At 69.7% G+C, this 18,390-nt stretch carries 19 protein-coding genes; 4 read left to right on the plus strand and 15 right to left on the minus strand.

Annotated elements, in window-relative coordinates:
* Window positions 1–7 precede the first annotated feature (7 nt).
* The 4 genes from ASD66_RS05065 to ASD66_RS05080 all read right to left on the minus strand — a co-directional run bounded on the left by ASD66_RS05065 (window position 8) and on the right by ASD66_RS05080 (window position 4,826).
* Entirely contained in the window at window positions 8–991 is a 984-nt protein-coding gene (locus ASD66_RS05065) for an NADPH:quinone oxidoreductase family protein (protein WP_056890211.1), read from the minus strand.
* A gap of 40 nt (window positions 992–1,031) precedes the next feature.
* On the minus strand, window positions 1,032–2,366 hold the full coding sequence (locus ASD66_RS05070; RefSeq protein WP_056890212.1) for a PucR family transcriptional regulator: 1,335 nt from the start codon (window positions 2,364–2,366) through the stop codon (window positions 1,032–1,034).
* Entirely contained in the window at window positions 2,363–4,018 is a 1,656-nt protein-coding gene (locus tag ASD66_RS05075; protein WP_056688399.1) for an AMP-binding protein, read from the minus strand. Before ASD66_RS05075 ends, ASD66_RS05070 begins: the two co-directional genes overlap by 4 nt.
* 70 nt (window positions 4,019–4,088) lie before the next feature.
* Window positions 4,089–4,826, minus strand: a complete 738-nt coding sequence (locus ASD66_RS05080; RefSeq protein ID WP_082599325.1) for a tyrosine-protein phosphatase — start codon at window positions 4,824–4,826, stop codon at window positions 4,089–4,091.
* A 223-nt stretch (window positions 4,827–5,049) separates the two neighbouring features.
* Between ASD66_RS05080 and ASD66_RS05085 the strand changes: the two genes are divergently transcribed.
* The 3 genes from ASD66_RS05085 to cysN all read left to right on the plus strand — a co-directional run bounded on the left by ASD66_RS05085 (window position 5,050) and on the right by cysN (window position 8,301).
* Window positions 5,050–6,015: a sulfite exporter TauE/SafE family protein gene (locus ASD66_RS05085; RefSeq protein WP_056688404.1), complete on the plus strand. Its 966-nt coding sequence runs from the start codon at window positions 5,050–5,052 to the stop codon at window positions 6,013–6,015.
* 67 nt (window positions 6,016–6,082) lie between these two features.
* The gene (gene cysD / locus ASD66_RS05090) at window positions 6,083–7,012 is read left to right on the plus strand and encodes a sulfate adenylyltransferase subunit CysD (RefSeq protein ID WP_056688407.1); all 930 of its coding nucleotides are present in this window, start codon (window positions 6,083–6,085) and stop codon (window positions 7,010–7,012) included.
* Window positions 7,012–8,301 carry a sulfate adenylyltransferase subunit CysN gene (gene cysN, locus ASD66_RS05095; protein WP_082599326.1) on the plus strand — a complete coding sequence of 430 codons (1,290 nt, stop codon included), beginning with the start codon at window positions 7,012–7,014 and terminating at the stop codon, window positions 8,299–8,301. Before cysD ends, cysN begins: the two co-directional genes overlap by 1 nt.
* Before the next feature lie 284 nt (window positions 8,302–8,585).
* Here cysN and mftF read toward each other — a convergent pair whose 3' ends face one another.
* The 7 genes from mftF to mftA form a co-directional block, all read right to left on the minus strand.
* Window positions 8,586–9,983, minus strand: a complete 1,398-nt coding sequence (gene mftF, locus ASD66_RS05100) for a mycofactocin biosynthesis glycosyltransferase MftF (RefSeq protein ID WP_056688410.1) — start codon at window positions 9,981–9,983, stop codon at window positions 8,586–8,588.
* Between the two features lie 77 nt (window positions 9,984–10,060).
* Window positions 10,061–10,855 carry a mycofactocin-coupled SDR family oxidoreductase gene (locus ASD66_RS05105; protein ID WP_056688413.1) on the minus strand — a complete coding sequence of 265 codons (795 nt, stop codon included), beginning with the start codon at window positions 10,853–10,855 and terminating at the stop codon, window positions 10,061–10,063.
* Window positions 10,852–11,562 (minus strand): mycofactocin biosynthesis peptidyl-dipeptidase MftE, encoded by a 711-nt coding sequence (gene mftE, locus ASD66_RS05110; RefSeq protein WP_056688416.1) that lies wholly within the window; start codon window positions 11,560–11,562, stop codon window positions 10,852–10,854. Before mftE ends, ASD66_RS05105 begins: the two co-directional genes overlap by 4 nt.
* Window positions 11,563–11,571: 9 nt before the next feature.
* A complete protein-coding gene (mftD, locus tag ASD66_RS05115; protein WP_056688419.1) occupies window positions 11,572–12,765 on the minus strand; it encodes a pre-mycofactocin synthase MftD in 1,194 nt (397 codons plus the stop codon).
* An 89-nt stretch (window positions 12,766–12,854) separates the two neighbouring features.
* Window positions 12,855–14,099 carry a mycofactocin radical SAM maturase gene (mftC, locus tag ASD66_RS05120; protein ID WP_056688421.1) on the minus strand — a complete coding sequence of 415 codons (1,245 nt, stop codon included), beginning with the start codon at window positions 14,097–14,099 and terminating at the stop codon, window positions 12,855–12,857.
* The gene (gene mftB / locus ASD66_RS05125) at window positions 14,096–14,440 is read right to left on the minus strand and encodes a mycofactocin biosynthesis chaperone MftB (protein ID WP_082564151.1); all 345 of its coding nucleotides are present in this window, start codon (window positions 14,438–14,440) and stop codon (window positions 14,096–14,098) included. The genes mftC and mftB overlap by 4 nt, the downstream gene beginning before the upstream one ends.
* 4 nt (window positions 14,441–14,444) lie before the next feature.
* Window positions 14,445–14,543, minus strand: coding sequence for a mycofactocin precursor MftA (gene mftA / locus ASD66_RS24065; RefSeq protein ID WP_156388536.1), 99 nt, complete (start codon window positions 14,541–14,543; stop codon window positions 14,445–14,447).
* 103 nt (window positions 14,544–14,646) lie between these two features.
* Here mftA and mftR point away from each other — a divergent pair, with 103 nt between their 5' ends.
* On the plus strand, window positions 14,647–15,240 hold the full coding sequence (gene mftR / locus ASD66_RS05130) for a mycofactocin system transcriptional regulator (RefSeq protein ID WP_056688424.1): 594 nt from the start codon (window positions 14,647–14,649) through the stop codon (window positions 15,238–15,240).
* On the opposite strand, the gene ASD66_RS05135 is transcribed toward mftR, so the two are convergent.
* The 4 genes from ASD66_RS05135 to ASD66_RS05150 all read right to left on the minus strand — a co-directional run bounded on the left by ASD66_RS05135 (window position 15,230) and on the right by ASD66_RS05150 (window position 18,358).
* Window positions 15,230–15,814, minus strand: a complete 585-nt coding sequence (locus ASD66_RS05135; protein ID WP_235529962.1) for a dihydrofolate reductase family protein — start codon at window positions 15,812–15,814, stop codon at window positions 15,230–15,232. The two genes, mftR and ASD66_RS05135, sit on opposite strands and share 11 nt — an antisense overlap.
* 119 nt (window positions 15,815–15,933) lie before the next feature.
* Window positions 15,934–16,539, minus strand: a complete 606-nt coding sequence (locus ASD66_RS05140; protein WP_156388537.1) for a hypothetical protein — start codon at window positions 16,537–16,539, stop codon at window positions 15,934–15,936.
* Window positions 16,536–17,399 carry a dihydropteroate synthase gene (gene folP / locus ASD66_RS05145; RefSeq protein WP_056688433.1) on the minus strand — a complete coding sequence of 288 codons (864 nt, stop codon included), beginning with the start codon at window positions 17,397–17,399 and terminating at the stop codon, window positions 16,536–16,538. The genes ASD66_RS05140 and folP overlap by 4 nt, the downstream gene beginning before the upstream one ends.
* Entirely contained in the window at window positions 17,399–18,358 is a 960-nt protein-coding gene (locus tag ASD66_RS05150) for a glucosyl-3-phosphoglycerate synthase (RefSeq protein WP_056688437.1), read from the minus strand. Before ASD66_RS05150 ends, folP begins: the two co-directional genes overlap by 1 nt.
* Window positions 18,359–18,390 lie beyond the last annotated feature (32 nt).

Below are 18,390 nucleotides of genomic sequence, written 5' to 3' on the forward strand. Positions count from 1 at the left end.
GACGCGTTCAGGGGAACTCGACGACGACCTTGCCGCGCGCCTCACGCCGGTCAAGGATGCCCAGCGCCTCAGCGGCCCGGTCGAAGGGCAGTCGGTCTCCGATGAAGGGGCGCACCCTGCCCTCCTCGGCCGCAGCCTCGAGGCCGGCCACGAGCTCCGGTGCGTAGCCCGGGAAGCGCTTCTCCCACGGGTCGAGTGCGACGCCGAGGACGCTCAGGTTGCGCAGCAGCAGCCGGTTGACCTTCACCTCGGGGATGGAGCCCTCGGCGAACCCGACCACCATCAGCCGACCGCCCACGTCCAGAGCCCGCAACGAGTCGACGAAGCGGTCACCGCCGACCGGGTCGACCACCACCGCCACACCGTGACCGGTCAGCTCGCGGACCCGGGCCGCCCATGGTTCCGTGCTGCGCAGCACGTTGTCGGCCCCGCAGGCACGGGCGACCTCTTCCTTGGCATCGCTCGACACCACCGCAATCGACGGTTTCGCCTTGCCCCGCAGGAGATCGAGGGTCGCCGTACCGACACCGCCGGCGGCTCCGTGCACCAGCACGGACTCGCCTTCGGTGAAGCCGGCGCGATGCAGGGTGAACCACGCGGTGGCGTAGTTGAGGAAGAACGCGGCCCCCTCCGCCCAGTCCATGTGGGCGGGAAGGCGGACCGTGTAGCGCGGGATGCCGAGCACCCGCTCCGCCATCGCGCCCCAGACACTGAGCCCGGCCACCCGGTCGCCGGGCCGGAACCGTGAGGACTCCGGCGCCTCGAGGACGACGCCGGCGTACTCGCCACCGGTGACGTAGGGCGTCTCGGTACCGTGCTGGTAGAGCCCCTTGCTCTGCAGGACGTCGGGGAAGTTGACGCCAGCGGCGCGTACGTCGACCAGCAGGCGCTCGCCCTCGGCCCACGGGTGTGCCCCGGTCGGCTCGGGTACGTCGTCACGCAGCATGGCGGCGTCCGGTCCGGTGGTGGCGGGGATGACGACGCCGCGCATCAGCAGGCGGCTCCGGAGCGGGCGACCAGTGCTCGTCGCGTCATGCGGTGTTCTCCGTCTGTGTCTTCTTGAGGGCGGGGGCGTGCCGCTCCTCGAAGGGCGGGATCGCGGGGTGGCCCTCCAGTCGGAGGACCAGCAGCGCCGTCTGCGCGCTGAGCTGGTGGTTGGCATCGGCGGCGACCTCGAGGCCGGTGAGGTCGTGCACCTTCGCCAGGCGCAGCCGCACGGTGTTCTCGTGGATGCCGAGACGGGCCGCGGACTCCCGGACGCTCCGCCCGGTGTCGAAGAAGCACTGGAGGGTGCGGAGCAGGTCGGCGGTGCCCGGGGCTCCGGTCAGGAGGGCTCCGAGCACGTCGTGCACGTAGCGCCGGACGGCGCCGACGTCGCTGTTGGCCACGAAGAGGCGGGCGGGCCCGAGGTCGTCGACGGCGATCACCCGCTCACCCGACGTGGCGAAGCGGTCGACGCAGAGGACGACCTCGCGGGTCTCCCGGTAGGCGCGCTGGAAGGCGCCGGCCCGGGTCACGCCGGAGAGTCCGACGATCGCGTCGGGCTCGCCGAGCTCGGCCATCAGGAGCCGCATGACGCCCTTGACCTCGTGCACGAAGGCAACGTGCGCCGACGCCTCGGGCGCCTCGATGAGCAGGATCGTGCCCTCGCGGCCACGGCTGGCGAGCACCTCGACGCCGAGTCGTGCCGCGACCCGGTCGGAGATCATCTCCTCGTCGCGCGGCTCCGTCCCGATCCCCTCGGCGATGTAGACCAGAACCCGGTCGGCGTCGGCCTGCACGCCGAGGTACTCCGCCGCGTCAGCGAGGTCGTCCTCGCGCGTCGAACCGCGCACCAGCTGCCGGGCCAGGGCCGAGCGGGCATTCCAGGAGGCGCGGGCGACCCGGCGCTGGACGACGTACTCGCTGGCGAGGTGGAAGGCAGCCCGCTTGGCGAGGAGCTGGTCGTTGTGCCCGAGCCGGCCGGACACCTCTGCCACGACGAGCCACGCGAAGAGGCAGCCGTCCCGTGCCACCGGCACCATCAGGTGGCGCCGGGCGATGCCACGGGCCGGCTCCGCGGACACCAACAGGGGCTCGGGCGAGGAGAGATCCGTCGGGCCGTTGCGGGCCAGGAGCAGGTCGAGCTCGGGCGGCCGGAAGTCGGAGCCGCGCACCCGCGCGGAGCGGGCGACCACACGGCGGCGAGTGTCCATCAGCCAGATGGGGTTGGCGGTGAGCTCCGCGACGGTGTGCACCAGCGCTGCGATGCCTCCACCGGCTGCCGCCACCGCGCTGAGCTTGAGCTCGACCGCGTGCCGGCGCTGCAGCTCCTCGTGTCGGCGCAGCAGGTCCGAGGTCTCGGGCAGCTGGTGCGCGGCGGTCATGACAGCTTCTTCGCGATGTCCGCGCGCAGCACGTGCTTCTGGATCTTCCCGGTCGCGGTCATCGGCATCGCCTGCACGATCTCGAGCCGCTCGGGCAGCTTCTGCGTGGCGACCTTGTGGTCCTTCAGGTGACCGACGACGTCGTCGAGGGTGATCTCGCCGTCGGGGTCGGCCGGGACGACGTACACGCAGACCTTCTCGCCGAGTCGTTCGTCGGGCATCCCGACCACGGCCACGTTGGCGATCTGGGGGTGGGCGAGGAGGTGGTCCTCGAGCTCGCGGGCACTGATGTTCATGCCGCCACGGATCACGATGTCCTTGAGTCGGCCGGTCACCCGCACGAAGCCGTCGGCGTCCATCCTGCCGAGGTCCCCGGAGCGGGAGAAGCCGTCGGACGTGAAGAGCGCCGCCGTCTCCTCGTCGTTGCGGAAGTACTCGATCATGTGACTGGGGCCCTTGTAGGCGATGTCGCCCTCGTCGCCCCGCGGGACCTCGTTGCCGGCGACGTCGACGACGTGGATGGCAGCACCCTCGAGGGCCGAGCCGTCGGAGGTCGCCGACCTCTCGGCGGGGTCGTGGACGGTGCACATCGTGGTGAGGAAGTTCTCGGACCGGCCGTAGAGGCTCAGGGTCTGGCATCCGGCGAAGAGGGCGCCGGCCTTCTCGACCACGGAACCGGGGATCGGCGAACCCGCGCACACCCAGCGGCGCAGGCTGCTGGCGTCGTGCTTGTCGGCGTCGTAGGCGCCCATCAGCATCTGCAGGAACGGGGTGGCGGTGACCGCCGTGGTGCAGCCGTGCTGCTCAATCAGGCGCAGCGCCTCCACCGGGTCCCAGGCCTCCATGAGGCAGGACTGGGCTCCTGCCAGCAGGGGCAGGACGACGCTGGTGACCAACCCGGTGCTGTGAGTGATCGGCGACGGCCCGAACTGCACGTCGTCGGCGCTGTAGTCGAGGCTCTTCGCGATCGCCGCGGCGCTGGCCCGCAGCGTGTTGAAGGTGTGGAAGCAGCCCTTGGGGCGCGACGTCGTACCCGAGGTGTAGACGATCAGGAATCCGTCGTCGGGGTTGCTGTCGGGGCCGATCTCCGCCTCGAGGGCGTCGAGGTCACCGTCGGCGACCAGGCCGTCGAGGGGGGAGCCGAGCGCGGGGGCCAGGTCGGCGTCCGCCCGGGCGATGTACGTCGCACGCAGGTCGGGGCATTCCTTGGCCAGCTCGGCGAACATCTCGGCGTGGTTGAAGCCGCGCACCTCGCCGCAGGTGATCGCGACAGCAGCGCCCGAGTGCTGCAGCACGTAGCCGACCTCGTCGTCGCGGTAGATCGGCATGATCGGCACGACGATCGCGCCGATCCGGGAGAGTGCCGCGGCGACGACCGCGAACTCCGTCCAGTTCGGCAGCTGGACGCCGACCCGCTCGCCCTTCCGTACGCCGGCGCGGTGCAGGCCGGCGGCCAGGCGGAGGGCCCGCTCGCCGAACTCGCGGAACGTGAAGGAGCTGGTGCTGTCGAACACGAACGTGGAGTCGGGGCGCTCCTCGACCTGCTGTGCGACCAACGCGTTGAAGCTCGTCCGCTGCCAGAAGCCCGCTTCGTAGTAGGACGCGATCTCTTCATCCGTGTACCGATCGTGGACGTTCTTCAGGGCAGCCATGACGTGTTCCTCTTTCGGGCCGGGGTGAGGTGACGATCACTCATGTCGCAGATTAGAATGGTCTGACCCTTTATGCAAGGCTTTCGTCAGTTTCGAGCATCGCCGTACGGAACTCCTCGATCTCCTCCACCGTGATGCCGTGCGCGAGCAGCCAGGCAGTGGCCCCGCCCTCAGCCTCGAGCCACGCCAGGAAGCCGCGCATGTACGCAGCCCTCGGTCGCTGGGCCTCCAGCCCGCCCGGGCCGAGCATCTCGGCGTAGAAGTCGATTCCGCCCAGCCGCCTCAGGATCGACTCCAGGCCCGCGTCGGTCAGCACGTAGTCGGCCACGATCTGCTCCTCGTCGACGCCGAGCGCGGCCAGCACGAGAGCCGCGACAGCGCCCGTGCGGTCCTTGCCGGCGGCGCAGTGGAAGAGCACCGGATGCGCACCGACGTCCATCACGCGGCGTACGGCCAGCACCACGGTCTCGGGCCGGTGCGTGAGGTACGCGTGGTACTTCGCGTGCCAGGACGACGCGCCCCCTGCGGAGAGCGGAATGCGGTGATGTTCCACGCCGTGGTCGGCCCACGACACCAGCTCGAGGTCGGCCTCCGCACGACGGCGCAGGTCAACGACCGACCGCAGCCCGAGCGCACGCACTCCTTCACCGCCGGCGACGTCGGCGAAGCCCGGGTAGTCGCTGCGGAAGATACGGCCCTGCCGCACCTTCCGGCCGTCGGCGGCGACCAGCCCGCCCAGGTCCCGCACGTTGTGCGAACCCTCCACCGATCGGATGCGGTCCACGGGCAGTGACTCGGAAGCACTCATGCCCGCATGCTCGACGGCCCGGGACAGCCGCCACAACCGTCGACCTCCGGGCCGGTGTCGGTCGCCACAGCGGCACGGCTCATCAGGCCTCGAGGCGACCCCGACACAGAAGATTCCGGGAGAGTCCCAGTCAGCGGCGGGATTGCGTCATGATCGGTTCCACCTATTACGCTCACTGGAGCCGTCTAGACCTATCGGCTCACTCGACTATGGGACTGCCTACATGCCTGACGTGTTCACCACCGCCGCGCTCGCGGTCCTCTTCGTCTCCTTCGGAGTGGGCATCGTCGTCGGCCTGACCGGCATGGGCGGCGGCGCCCTGATGACACCCGCCCTGATCTTCCTGGGCATCAACCCGACCGCTGCGGTCGCCAACGACCTGGTCAGCGCGTCGGTGACCAAGTCCGTCGGTGCCGGAGTGCACTGGCGCCACGGGAGCCCGAACCTCAAGCTCGCGGCCTACCTCATCATCGGGTCGGTGCCGTTCGCCTTCGCCGGGGCATTCATCATCGACCACTTCGGCGCGGCCCACGAGCAGGAGGAGTTCGTCAAGACCGCGATCGGCTGCGCGCTGCTCTTCACCGCGGCGACGTACACCTTCCGGATGTACATCCAGCTGCGCCAGGTCACCAGTGGCAACGAGGCTCCGTCCGAGCAGATCGAGATCAAGCCGGTCCCGACACTGCTGGTCGGCATGTTCGGCGGCCTGCTGGTCGGCATCACCTCGGTCGGCTCCGGTTCGCTGATCATGGTGGCGCTGCTGCTGCTCTACCCGACGCTGAGCGCGGTGAAGCTGGTCGGCACCGACCTGGTACAGGCGGTCCCGCTGGTGCTGGCCGCGGCGATCGGCCACGTGCTGGTCTCCGGGGTCGACTGGGAGATCCTGATCCCGCTGCTGATCGGCGGCATCCCCGGCACCTTCCTCGGCGCCCGCATCGCCCACTGGGTCAGCCAGTCGGTGATCCGGCGCGGCATCGTGATCGTGCTGAGCCTGACCGGGCTCAAGCTGCTCGGCGTCTCTCCGGAGCTGGTCGGCATCATCGGTGCCGCCCTCCTTCTGCTCGGTCCGCTGGCCTGGGGCTTCGTGCGCCAGACCCGCGGACTGCCGGCGTTCGACAACAACTCCGGCGCCTGGCGTGTGCCGGACACCACAGCCCAAACCACCACCAAGCCCACAAACCGCGACTGAAAGAGACTCGCGCGCAGCAGACCGATACGATGACGGCTGCTGTTCCAAGAGGAGAGGTCCCAAACAAATGGCAGAGCCGGTCAAGGCCGCGACTCACGCCGACTACCAGCTGAGTCAGCTCGACCAGCTGGAGGCGGAGTCCATCCACATCTTCCGGGAGGTGGCGTCGGAGTTCGAGAAGCCGGTGCTGATGTTCTCCGGGGGCAAGGACTCGATCGTCATGCTCCGTCTGGCGGAGAAGGCGTTCTACCCCGCGAAGATCCCGTTCCCGATGCTTCAGGTCGACACGGGGTTCGACTTCCCCGAGGTGCTGGCCACCCGTGACAACTGGGTGAACCGCCTGGGTGTGCGCATGGTGGTCGCCAGCGTCGACGACGCGATCAAGAACGGCGTCATCGTCGACGACGGCAAGACCAGCCGCAACCGCATGCAGATCGGCACCCTGCTCAACGCCATCGAGGAGGAGGGCTTCACTGCCGCCTTCGGTGGGGGCCGCCGCGACGAGGAGAAGGCCCGCGCCAAGGAGCGCGTCTACTCCCACCGTGACGAGTTCGGCCAGTGGGACCCCAAGATGCAGCGCCCCGAGCTGTGGAGCCTCTACAACGGCCGGATCCACGAGGGCGAGCACATGCGGATCTTCCCGCTGTCCAACTGGACCGAGCTCGACATCTGGCACTACATCGACCGCGAGCAGATCGAGATCCCGTCGATCTACTTCTCGCACCAGCGCCAGGTCATCGAGCGCGACGGCATGCTGCTCTCCGCGAGCGACGCCGTACAGCCGAAGGGCAACGAGACGATCGTCGAGAAGACGGTCCGCTTCCGCACCGTCGGCGACATGACGCTGACCGGGTGCGTGGAGTCCCCCGCGGCGACGACCGCCGAGATCATCGACGAGATCGCCATCGCCCGGGTCACCGAGCGTGGCGCCACCCGTGGTGACGACCGCTTCTCCGAGGCAGCCATGGAAGACCGCAAGAAGGAAGGCTACTTCTGATGGCCGAGCAGACCACCAGTCACGCGATCAACCCCGACATGGACCTGCTGAGGTTCGCCACCGCCGGTTCGGTCGACGACGGCAAGTCGACCCTGATCGGTCGCCTGCTGCTCGACTCGAAGTCGATCTTCGAGGACCAGCTCGAGGCGGTGGAGTCCACCAGCCAGTCCAAGGGCTACGACTACACCGACCTGGCGCTGCTGACCGACGGCCTGCGTTCCGAGCGCGAGCAGGGCATCACCATCGATGTCGCCTACCGCTACTTCGCGACACCGAACCGCAAGTTCATCATCGCCGACACCCCCGGCCACGTGCAGTACACCCGCAACATGGTCACCGGCGCCTCCACCGCCGACCTCGGCCTGGTGCTGGTCGATGCCCGTCAGGGCCTCACCGAGCAGTCGCGCCGCCACGCGGTGATCCTCTCCCTGCTGCGGGTGCCGCACCTCGTGCTCGCGGTGAACAAGATGGACCTGGTCGACTTCGACGAGGAGATCTACGAGAAGATCCACAAGGAGTTCACCTCCTTCGCGACCAAGCTGAACATCCCCGACCTGGAGATCATCCCGATCTCGGCGTTGCAGGGCGACAACGTGGTGACCCGCTCCGAGAAGATGCCGTGGTACTCCGGTCCCACGCTCATGCACCACCTCGAGCACGTCCACGTCGCCTCCGACCGCGACCTGGTCGACGTCCGCTTCCCCGTGCAGTACGTCGTACGCCCCAAGTCCGACGACTTCCACGACTACCGCGGCTACGCCGGCATGGTCGCCGGCGGCGTGCTGAAGAAGGGCGACGAGGTCGTCGTGCTCCCCTCGGGGATGACCTCGAAGATCGCGGCCATCGACCTCTTCGACACCGAGATCGACCAGGCCTTCCCGCCGATGTCGGTCACCGTGCGCCTCGAGGACGACGTCGACGTCTCACGCGGCGACATGATCGCCCGGGTCAACAACGCACCCAAGCCCTCCCAGGACATCGACGCGATGATCTGCTGGATGACCAACGAGCCCCTGCGCCCCCGCCAGAAGCTCGCCATCAAGCACACCACCCGCACCGGCCGCGCCATGGTCAAGGACGTCCAGTACCGCCTCGACGTCAACACCCTGCACCGCGACCAGGACACCAAGGAGCTCGGACTCAACGAGATCGGCCGCGTCCAGCTGCGCACCACCGTGCCACTGCTGTGCGACCCCTACTCCAAGAACCGCGCCACCGGCTCGTTCATCCTCATCGACGAGGCCACCGGCGTCACCGTCGGCGCCGGCATGATCAACAACGCCAGCTGAAATCGCTGGTTGCGGTTCGCCGCGACACGCGCTGGTTGAGGAGGTCGCTCTGCGACCGTCTCGAAACCAAGGCACCAGAGGCCCGCTCGCCCCGTGAGGGACGAGCGGGTCTCTGCTTTCCACCGACCCGTCGCCAGTTCCGATCGACCCGTCGCCAGTTCGGGCTGCGCCGAGCGGACCGTGCAACATGCAGTTCGGCCTTCTCGTCGTACGACGCACGCTCACCGGCGTACGACGCGTCGCGAACTGCATGTTCAACGGTCCGCTTCGACGGCCTGGTTGCCTCAGCGCGTGAGCCTCGGCAGCAACGCCCGGGCCGACCGCGCCCGGAACGCTCCCGACCAGACCCCGGCGCCGTAGGCCAGGTCGTCGAGGCGCCGCGCCACCAGAAAGTTCACGGGGTCCAGGTCGGGTCGGGTACGCCGCCACTCGTGGGCCGCATCCGCGACAGCGGCCACCGCGACGACACGACGGACCCGCGACGACACCAGTGCCGCGGGAAGCACGACGGGCCACCAGTGACGCAGGGCCAGCGCGCCGACCTGCTGGAGCGAGGACGACGCCCCGTCGTACGACAGTCGGGCGGCGAGCTGCGTGGTGGCCGGCCAAGCGATGCCCTGCCCGGTCGTGGGGCGGCACCGCTGCACGAGGCGGCCGGCGGCGAGCGCCCAGACGGCTCCGGCGACGGGCAGGCTCCAGCGGCGTTGGGCGACCACGGCCGCGGCGAACGCCACCGTCCATGGGGTGAAGACCGCGGGCGCTACGGCGGGTCCGTGGCGCTCGGCCAAGGGCGCCGCGCTCGTGCCGTAGACCGCCTTGCGGACCAGCCAGGAACGGGGAGAGACCCGGTGCTCGTGCTGCACCGAGACCCCCGGCTCGTAGCGGACCCGGTGGCCCGACGAGGCGAGCCGCCAGACCAGGTCGACGTCCTCCCCGACCCGCATCTCCTCGGAGAATCCGTCACAGGCCGCCAGCGCAGTCCGTCGTACGACGACACACGCGCTGGGCAGCCATGCCACTCGGCTCATCGGTCGCACCAGCGCGGGGTCCGGGCCACGGTCGAGGGACGACATCGCCGCCTCGTAGCGATCCAGCACGTCGACCGTGCCGCGCGATCGAGCCGTCTCGGACTGCAGTCCCAGGATCCGCGGCGCGACCAACGCCAACCCGGGATCGGCGAAGTGGCGCAGCAGCACGTCGAACGTCCCGGGATCGGGCACCACATCGGAGTCGACGAACGCGACGTACGGCGTACGGCTCGCCGCGAACCCACGGTTCCGCGCGGCAGCCGGGCCCACGTTCACCGACAACGCCACGACCTCGGCGCCGTGCTTCTTCGCCGTGGCTGCCACCAGGTCGGGCCGCTTCGAGGCGTCGTCCACCACCAGGACGTGTACGTCGCGGGGCAGGGCGCCGAGCAGGCGGTCGAGCTGTCGGGGGCGATCGCGCACCGGCACCACGACCGACAGCTCGTCCAGGGAAGGAGTGGGCAGCGTCGCCGCGACCGGGTCCATCATGCCCGCGTCGAGGAGCCGCTCAGCCAGTACGGCGGTCACGGACGACACTGCGAGCTCATCCCCGTCGAGCAAGGTCACCGCCTTCGCGGACAACCGCATCAGTCGACCGGGGCTGCCACCGACCAGGACGCGTCCGCCGTCGTACTGCCGGACGTGGGGGTTCATCCGCAATCGTGCGCCCTCGGGGAGAAGCGGCGGGCGCGGCACTCGCTGCGGCGCGGCCAAGGTCGGCGGCACCGGGCTCACCCCGAGAATCCGCCGTCGGCGGCGACCACCGAGCCGTTGAGCACACCGCCGGCCGGTGAACAGCAGAACGCGATCGTCGCGGCCATCTCCGCCGGCTCGATGGTCCGCTTGATCAGCTGGGACTCGGCGAGCTCTGCCGGGTCGGTGAGCCCGTAGATGCCTGCGGTGGCGGCCAGCATCGCGGTGTCGGTGGAGCCGGGCGAGACCGCGACCGCGGTGACGCCGGTGCCGACCAGGTCGGCAGCCAACCCGCGGATGATCCCGAGTGCCGCGTGCTTCGACGCGTTGTAGGCGGCCAGGTGGAACAGCCCACGGCTCCCGGCGGCGGAGACGACGGCGACGAACCGGCAGTCCGACGGGTCGGGCTGGGCCAGCAGCACCGGCACGCAGGCGGCGGCGGTGTGCCACACGCCGAGTGCGTTGACGCTCCACTGGGTCTGAAGGTCTTCGACCGGCGTCTCCCACAGCGGCGCGCCGCCGGCGATGACACCGGCGGCCGCGACCACTGCGTCGAGGCGGCCGAAGCGATCCACCCCGGCCGCGACCGCCTGCCGCACGGAGGCCTCGTCGGCGACGTCGGCCTCGATCGCCTCGACACGCGCGGGGTCGAGTCGGGCGACGGCGGCGAGGTCCTCACGCGTCGCCAAGGGGTAGGACAGCCCGCTGTCGGCGCCGCGGCAGGAGTCGATCGCGATCACCCGGTGGCCGGTGTCGAGCAGCTCCGCCACAGTGGCCGCGCCGATCCCCCGGGCGGCGCCGGTGACCAGGACGACTCGTTCGGTGCCGGTCACGGCCGGCTCCCCGCGACCAGGCAGCCGCGTTCGTCAACCGCACCCGAGGCCAGGCGTCGGAGTGCCTTCTCGACGATCTGCTCGAGCAGCCGCTCCCCCTCCGCCGCAGTGGCAGTGGTCGGGTCACCCAGGACGCCGTTCGCACTCACCCCGATCACGCCCTGAGCCATCAGCGTGGGGAGTACGTCGGCCAACGCGCGTGTGTCACCGACCTCGGCGGCACCCATGTCGACGGCGGCGGGATCAAGGTGCAGCATGATCGAAGTCTCGACGTGGCCGGCGTGCAGATCAACCTCCTCGGTGGCACACGGCAGCCACCGCACGTTGTGCCCCTCCGTGCGCATCCGGGCGACGGCGGCAGTCAATGCGGTGAGGTTTCCCCCATGGGCGTTGACGAACGTGACCTCTCCAGCCCAGTCGCGCATCGACCGGACCAGCTCGACCAACATGAGCTCCAGGGCCTCGTTGCCGATCGACATGAGGCCGGGAAAGCCCTTGTGCTCGCCCGATGCGCCGAAAGCGATCGGTGGCGCGACGTACGCCGTACCACCGATGCGTGCGGCCAGCCGGTCGGTGACGGCGACTGCGATCGCCGTGTCCGTGCCCATGCCCAGGTGCGGCCCGTGCTGCTCGGTCGACCCGATCGGCACCAGCACATGGCAGTCGGCGGCCAGGGTCGGCCAGTGCGCCCGGGCCAGCGGAGTCATGAGCGGGACCTACTCCCCGAGCCGACGTTCGAAGCCCTCGGGGATGACGAGGTCGGCGGGGCTGAGCTGGTCGATCGAGGAGTGCCCCATGCCGAGCAGGGCGCTGTCGATGCCGCTGCGCAGGAGGTCGAGGACGTTCTCCACGCCGGCCTGGCCGTTGGCGCCCAGGCCCCACAGGTAGGCGCGACCGATCATCACCGCACGGGCGCCCAGGGCCAGCGCCTTCACGACGTCGCTGCCGCGCCGGATGCCGCCGTCCAGCACCACCTCGATGTCGTCGCCGACCGCTTCGGCGATGCCGGGAAGGACCCGGATCGGGGCGGGGGTGCCGTCGAGGTTGTTGCCGCCGTGGTTGGAGACCGAGATCGCGGTGACGCCGAGGTCGCGCGCCCGCTTGGCGTCGTCGAGGCGGCACACGCCCTTGAGCATGAACGGGCCACCCCACTCCTTCGCCATCCACTCGACGTCCTCCCAGGTGGGCGGCGGCGTGGTCATCCACTCGTAGTAGGCGGCGAAGAACGTCGGGCCCTTGCTCTCCCCGGGCGCGGCCAGGTTCGGCGCGGTCAGGTCCGGGATGTTGCGTTCCTTGGCGAACTGCCACGCCCACCGGGGACGGCGCGCCACCTCGGGAGCCAGCCGCAATGCCGACTTGAAGTCGATCTTCTCGGGGATCTCAGGGCTGCCCCAGTCACGTCCCATCGAGAAAGACCAGTCCAGGGTGGCGATCAGGCCCTTGGCGCCAGCTGCGCGGGCACGCTCCATGCGCTGGACCATCACCTCGCGGTCACCGGTCCAGTACATCTGGAAGAACGTGTTGGGGTTGGCCTCCACGACGTCCTCGACCGATCGGCTGGCGAAGTTGCTCAGCCCGATCACCGTGCCGCGCGCTGCCGCGGCCCTGGCCACCGCGACCTCACCGTCGGGGTGCACGGCTTGTACGCCGGTGGGCGACATGATCACCGGCAGGGAAATGTCGATGCCCATGACACTGGTGGCCATCGCACGTTCGGGGCGCTGGCCGGCGACGTGCGGTGCGAGTCCGAGCTCGCGGAACGCGGCCTCGTTGTCGGCAATGCTCTGGCCTCGTTCGGACCCGGCGACGAGTGCGCCGTAGACCGACTTCGGGAGCCGCTTCTTCGCGCGCTGCTGGGCGATCGCGACGGACTCGAACCAGGGATTCTGGGCCCAGGGGTTCTTGGACATGGGAGGAAACCTCTCGAAGGAGCTGGTGGATCTGGATCAGGCAATGGGCTCTGCCCGGCCAGCCGGCCAGACCGAGCGCACCGGACAGATCAAGGAGTGAAGCCGGCCAGCGGGTTCTCCGCGCACGCAGAGACCGGCGCCGACGTGGGCGGCGTGAAGTCGGTGGGTCGCTTCCCGAGCGTGAGCATCACCGGCTGGTTGCGTCCCGGAGTGGCCCGCGAGTGGTCCTGACTGGCGGCGGGAATGCTGCGATCAGCAGCCAGCGCGGACTCGCCGTACCCCTGCACGCACTCGGGGTCCGGACCGTCCATCGGCAGACCGGTGAAGAACTTCGCAGCCATGCAACCACCACGGCAGGAGTCGAAGAACTCGCACTTCGTGCAGGCCCCGGAGGTCTGCGGCGCGCGCAGGTCCTGGAACAGCTCGGAGGTCTGCCAGACTTCTGCGAAACCACCGTCGGCGAGCAGGTTGCCGGCCAGGAAGTTGTCGTGGATCGCGAACGGGCAGGCGTAGACGTCTCCGATCGGGTCGATCAGGCAGACCACGCGTCCGGCGCCGCAGAGGTTGAGGCCGGGCAGTGCCTCGCCGAATGCGGCGAGGTGGAAGAAGGAGTCTCCGGTGAGCACGTCCTCACCGTTGGCCATCAACCAGTCGTAGAGCTCGCGCTGCTGCTCGGGAAGCGGGTGCAGCTCGTCCCACACGTCGGCCCCGCGGCCGGAGGGACGCAGGCGGGTGAGGCGCAGCGTGGCGCCGTAGTGGTCGGCGATCGCCTTGAACTCGTCGAGCTGGCTGATGTTCTCCCGGGTGCAGACCACGGAGATCTTGGCGTCCTTGAAGCCGGCTTCCTGGAGGTTCTTCAGGGCCAGGATCGCGGTGTCGTAGGAGCCGGGGCCACGGACGTAGTCGTTGACCTCGGCGGTCGCGCCGTCGAGCGAGATCTGCACGTCGACGTAGTCGGTGGAGGCCAGGAAGCGGGCCCGTTCGGGGTTGAGCCGCACGCCGTTGGTGGAGAACTTCACGCCCACCTGATGGTCGACGGCGTACTGCAGGAGGTGCCAGAAGTCGGGACGGATCGTGGGCTCGCCGCCGCCGATGTTCACGTAGAACACCTGCATGCGCTGCAGCTCGTCGATCACCGCCTCGCACTGCTCGGTGGTCAGCTCGCGCGGGTCGCGGGTGCCACTGCTGGAGAGGCAGTGCGCGCACGCGAGGTTGCAGGCGTAGGTGAGCTCCCAGGTCAGGCAGATCGGCGCGTCGAGGCCGAGCTCGAACTGGTCGACCAGGGTGCCGCCCTGCGGTCGGGGTGCCTGCGGGCGTGGTGCGGTGATGGTCATCGCTGACCCTCCTTGCGGGGGTGGATCATGTCGGATTCGGCGAGCGTGGACAGTGCGCCGACGTACGCCGTGAACTGCTCTTCGGGCACGCCCGACTCACGCAGGGCTGTGCGTACGTCGGGTGCCGCGGCGAGTGCGCGTACGACGGTGACCAGCTCGGGTCGGCGCAGGAAGGACAGGCGTCGGTTGCCGAAGTGGTAGGCCAGGGCGCCGAACGGTTCGGGACGCAGCGCGACCCGGGGGTTGAGCCGCCACCCGTCCTCGAGACGGACCCCGACCCCGGCTTCGGGCAGGGCGTCGGGCGCGGTCTCGAGGACGGGCGCTGGTGCGGTGACTGACATCGGCTCAGTACACGCCGCACATGCCGTCGATCGAGACTTCCTCGACCAGCATCTCGGCAGTGAGCTCGTCAGTGTCGGCGGTGGTGTTCTCCGGGTTCTGCATGGTTCCTCCTCGGCTCGTATGACGTGGCCCACACATTAATGGCACTCAGGTGCGAAATGGAAGGGCGTCTCGGAAATCCTGTCCGAGCGGGTAGGTTCGCCCCGTGCAGAAGACAGGGCCGGGTCGTCCTCCCGCGACAAGTCACGCCCGGATCGAGGAGGTGGCCTTCCGGCTCTTCGACGAGCAGGGCTTCGAGAACACCACCGTCGACGAGATCGCGGCGGCCGCGGCCGTCAGCCGGCGCACGCTCTTCCGCTACTACCCCTCGAAGAACGACATCCCATGGGGTCGGTTCGACGAGAGCCTCGAGAGCCTCGCCGAGCACCTGCGCGAGATGCCGGCCGACCTCCCCGTCGCCGAAGCGGTCCAGGAGTCGGTCAAGGCGTTCAACTTCGTCGACCCCGATGCGGTGGTCCAACACCGACGCCGCATGCGGCTGCTGATGGAGACGCCGGCACTGCAGGCACACGCGGCACTGCGCCATGCCGCCTGGCGCGGCGTGATCGCGTCGTACGTCGCCGAGCGGCGCGGCCTGTCGCCCGACGACCTGCATCCACGCACGGTCGGCCGGGTCGCGCTGGCCCTCGCACTGTCGGCATACCAGCAGTGGCTCGAGGACGAGCGGGCCTCATTGCCCGACCTGCTCGACGAGACCTTCGAGGCCCTCCGAGTCCACGTCTCCGACGTCAGCGGATGAACCAGCGCCCGAGCAGCGTGCCGTCCTCCTCGAGGAGCAGCGCCAGCTCAAGGGGTACGTCGAGGGTGAGGCCTGCGGTGATGCGGGTGTGCGTGCCACCGACGAGGCGCGGGATCTGGGTGGCGCACAGCTCGTCGGCGACACCGGAGGCGAGCAGTCCGTCGAAGAGGTGGGGTCCGCCTTCGCAGAGCATGTCCCGGAACCCGCGCCCAGCAAGGGAATCCTTGAGTGCGGCGAGATCAACTCGTTCCTCACCCAGCACGAGCACGTTGTCCTCACCCAGCAGCGACCGGGCATCCGCGAGGCCGGGGGCCGTCGAGACGGTGGCCATCAGGACGCGACCGGGCTCGGCCTCGCGCAACAGGTCAGGCACCTGACCGCTGAGGCTGACCACGACGACCGGCTTGTCGGAAGGGCGGTAGTTCTCGGCGCGGGCGGTGCCGGCGCCGACGATGACCGCGTCGCACAGCTTGCGCAGCAGGTGGAAGACCCGGCCGTCCGCATCGTTGTTGATGGAGCCGCTGCGTCCGTCGCTTCCGGTCGCCGCGCCGTCGACGGTGCTGACGAAGTTCACGCGTAGCCACGGCGCGGACGGCGCGGCGTACAACGCGAGCAGGTCGTCGTCGGTGACAGACCCGCTCGTTGGTCGAGTAGGGCGTTCTGCGCCCGTATCGAGACCTTGGCCAGCAGACATCAGGACGCGCATTGCCACCTCGCCACCCAGTACTGGACGCCGAGCGGATCGCCGGAGTAGGTCATCTCACATGTGTGCTCGGCGCCGCCGGCCAACGCACCGAGCGCGCGGAAGGCCGGGACCCCGGCGGCCAACAGCTCCGCGCCCAGGTCGACCGACAGCGTGGCAAGTGTGTCCGCATCGCAGGCACGAAGCGCCGACTCGATCGTGGAGTCGAAAGTGAAGGCACGGTCGTCGAGGTGCCCGGGCGCCTTCTCCCCGCGGCGGGCAGAGCCGTCGCCGACGATCAGAACCCCTGTGCTGACTGGCGATTCCGACTCCGAGGTGGACACGACGATCTCGCGGTCGAAGCCCGCAGCCGACAGCAGCGACCGCGCCACTCGCTCGCCCAACGGCGTGGTGACCCCGCGCGCGACGTTCGCCGGATCAGCGGGCGAACACAGCACCTGGATGCGGTCGGGTGACGAGGCGACCAGCCAGCGCACGGAGTCCAGCGCCAGGGCGCGTACGCCGGCCAGCGGGTCGGCCGTGCCACCGGCGGCGATCATCAACGGTGTCGACGGGACGACCACCGCGTTCCAGCCGGATGAAGGAGCAGGGGTCATGCCAGGCCTCGCGTCACTCGGGCGGGCTGCCGGGAGCCCATGATCGTCGCGACCATGTCGACCACCTGGCGGGTCTCGACCACCTCGTGCACCCGATAGATGCGGGCGCCGGCCTGGGCGCAGAACGCCGTGGCGGCAAGGGTTCCGATGAGGCGCTCCCCCACGGGCAGGTCGAGGGACTCGCCGACGAAGTCCTTGTTGGACAGGGAGACCAGCACCGGCCACCCGGTGTCGACCATCTCGCCGAGGCGCCTGGTGACCTCCAACGAGTGCGCGGTGTTCTTGCCGAAGTCGTGGGCCGGGTCGATCACGATCGAGTCGCGTGAGACGCCCGCGGCCAGTGCGCGCTCCGCGTACGCCGTGGTGTCGGCGATCGCGGCGGCGACGACGTCGGCGTACTCAATGCGGTGCGGGCGGGTGCGCGGCGTGACGCCGCCGGTGTGCGTGCAGATGATGGCCGCGTCGAACTCCGCGGCAACGTCGACGAGCTCGGGGTCGGCGCCGCCCCACGCGTCGTTGAGGAGGTCGGCGCCCTCGCTGCACACCGCGCGGCCGACCTCAGCGCGCCAGGTGTCGACGGAGATCACCAGTGAGGGGTACGCCGAGCGCACGCGGCCCACGAACGACCCGACCCGGCTGATCTCCTCGGCGGCGTCGATCTCGACACCCGGCGCTGCCTTGATGCCGCCGATGTCGACGATCTCCGCACCCTCGTCGACGACCTGCGCGACCCGGTCGAAGGCACTGTCCTCCGCCCAGGTGGCGCCCTTGTCGTAGAACGAGTCGGGCGTCCGGTTGACGATGGCCATCATCAGGGAGGCGTCATCAGCGAACGCCTGCCGGCCGAGCTTGAGGGTCATCAGGCGCCTTCCGACAGGTCAGACAGGTCTGACGGGTTCGACAGCGAGGCAGCCGGCGGGCGTTCGGCGACCTCGACGGTGCGGGTGCTCGGCTGCACGCCCTCGCCGTCGGTGACCGGCACGAACTGCCGCAGGTCGACCGAGGAAATCGAGGAGCCGGAGACCCGCGCCTGGACGGCCGCGAGGATCTGCGTGGCCATCGCGCCCAGGTCGAGCAACGCCTGGTGGCTGTGCGCCCGGCGTCCGAGGTCGACCTGTGCGATCGCGTCCAGCCCCGGCCCACGCAGGGTGTCGATGAGCGCGGCCAGTTCGACGGCGTACCCGGTCGGCACCGACAGTTGCGCGAACCACGACCGGCGGACCGCCCACTCGCCGGCCAATGGCTGCACGAGACCGGCCAGCTGCGGGAAGAGCAGCGCGATCAGCGGACGGGCGACCAGCTCGGTGACGCGTCCCCCGTCGTACGAGGGCACGGCGGAGCCGTCGAGGAAGGGACGCTCGTAGAAGCCCTTCACCAGCGCCACGTCGGGCTCGGTGAGCAAGGGACCGAGCAGGCCGGGCACGAAGTGGGTGTCCCAGTCGAGCAGGTCGGCGTCCATGAAGACGATCACCTCGCCGGTCGTGACGAACTGCGACTTCCACATCGCCTCGCCCTTGCCGGGGCTCCAACCGAGATCGGGACGGATGTCGACGGCCCGGTGCACGACGGCCCCGGCGCCCTGCGCGATGGCGATCGTGTCGTCGGTCGAGTCCGAGTCGATGACCACGATCTCGTCGAGCAGCTCGACGGTCTCCATCAGCGCCTCACGCACCCGAGAGACCTGCCCGCCGACCGTGGCGGCCTCGTTGCGGGCCGGCATCACCAGACTGACCTTGGTCTCGCCCTTCGCCTTCATGAGATCGGCCAACGACCAGTCGCACCAGCGATAGGTCCGCCGCGCCGCCCAGTCGTCGATCACGCTGTCACCCTAGTTCGGCGCGTGAAGGGACC

The sequence above is a fragment of the Nocardioides sp. Root151 genome, from assembly GCF_001427925.1.
Taxonomy (GTDB): domain Bacteria; phylum Actinomycetota; class Actinomycetes; order Propionibacteriales; family Nocardioidaceae; genus Nocardioides.

What these genes read in the sequence shown, in the direction of transcription:
- cysD (WP_056688407.1), top strand. Translation starts at nt 6,083, where the DNA reads ATGGCAGAGCCGGTCAAGGCCGCGACTCACGCCGACTACCAGCTGAGT.
- mftF (WP_056688410.1), bottom strand. Translation starts at nt 9,983, where the DNA reads ATGAACCCCCACGTCCGGCAGTACGACGGCGGACGCGTCCTGGTCGGT.
- ASD66_RS05075 (WP_056688399.1), bottom strand. Translation starts at nt 4,018, where the DNA reads ATGGCTGCCCTGAAGAACGTCCACGATCGGTACACGGATGAAGAGATC.
- ASD66_RS05085 (WP_056688404.1), top strand. Translation starts at nt 5,050, where the DNA reads ATGCCTGACGTGTTCACCACCGCCGCGCTCGCGGTCCTCTTCGTCTCC.
- ASD66_RS05140 (WP_156388537.1), bottom strand. Translation starts at nt 16,539, where the DNA reads ATGACCCCTGCTCCTTCATCCGGCTGGAACGCGGTGGTCGTCCCGTCG.
- mftA (WP_156388536.1), bottom strand. Translation starts at nt 14,543, where the DNA reads ATGCAGAACCCGGAGAACACCACCGCCGACACTGACGAGCTCACTGCC.
- mftE (WP_056688416.1), bottom strand. Translation starts at nt 11,562, where the DNA reads ATGACTCCGCTGGCCCGGGCGCACTGGCCGACCCTGGCCGCCGACTGC.
- ASD66_RS05070 (WP_056890212.1), bottom strand. Translation starts at nt 2,366, where the DNA reads ATGACCGCCGCGCACCAGCTGCCCGAGACCTCGGACCTGCTGCGCCGA.
- cysN (WP_082599326.1), top strand. Translation starts at nt 7,012, where the DNA reads ATGGCCGAGCAGACCACCAGTCACGCGATCAACCCCGACATGGACCTG.
- ASD66_RS05065 (WP_056890211.1), bottom strand. Translation starts at nt 991, where the DNA reads ATGCGCGGCGTCGTCATCCCCGCCACCACCGGACCGGACGCCGCCATG.
- ASD66_RS05080 (WP_082599325.1), bottom strand. Translation starts at nt 4,826, where the DNA reads ATGAGTGCTTCCGAGTCACTGCCCGTGGACCGCATCCGATCGGTGGAG.
- folP (WP_056688433.1), bottom strand. Translation starts at nt 17,399, where the DNA reads ATGACCCTCAAGCTCGGCCGGCAGGCGTTCGCTGATGACGCCTCCCTG.
- mftD (WP_056688419.1), bottom strand. Translation starts at nt 12,765, where the DNA reads ATGTCCAAGAACCCCTGGGCCCAGAATCCCTGGTTCGAGTCCGTCGCG.
- mftC (WP_056688421.1), bottom strand. Translation starts at nt 14,099, where the DNA reads ATGACCATCACCGCACCACGCCCGCAGGCACCCCGACCGCAGGGCGGC.
- mftB (WP_082564151.1), bottom strand. Translation starts at nt 14,440, where the DNA reads ATGTCAGTCACCGCACCAGCGCCCGTCCTCGAGACCGCGCCCGACGCC.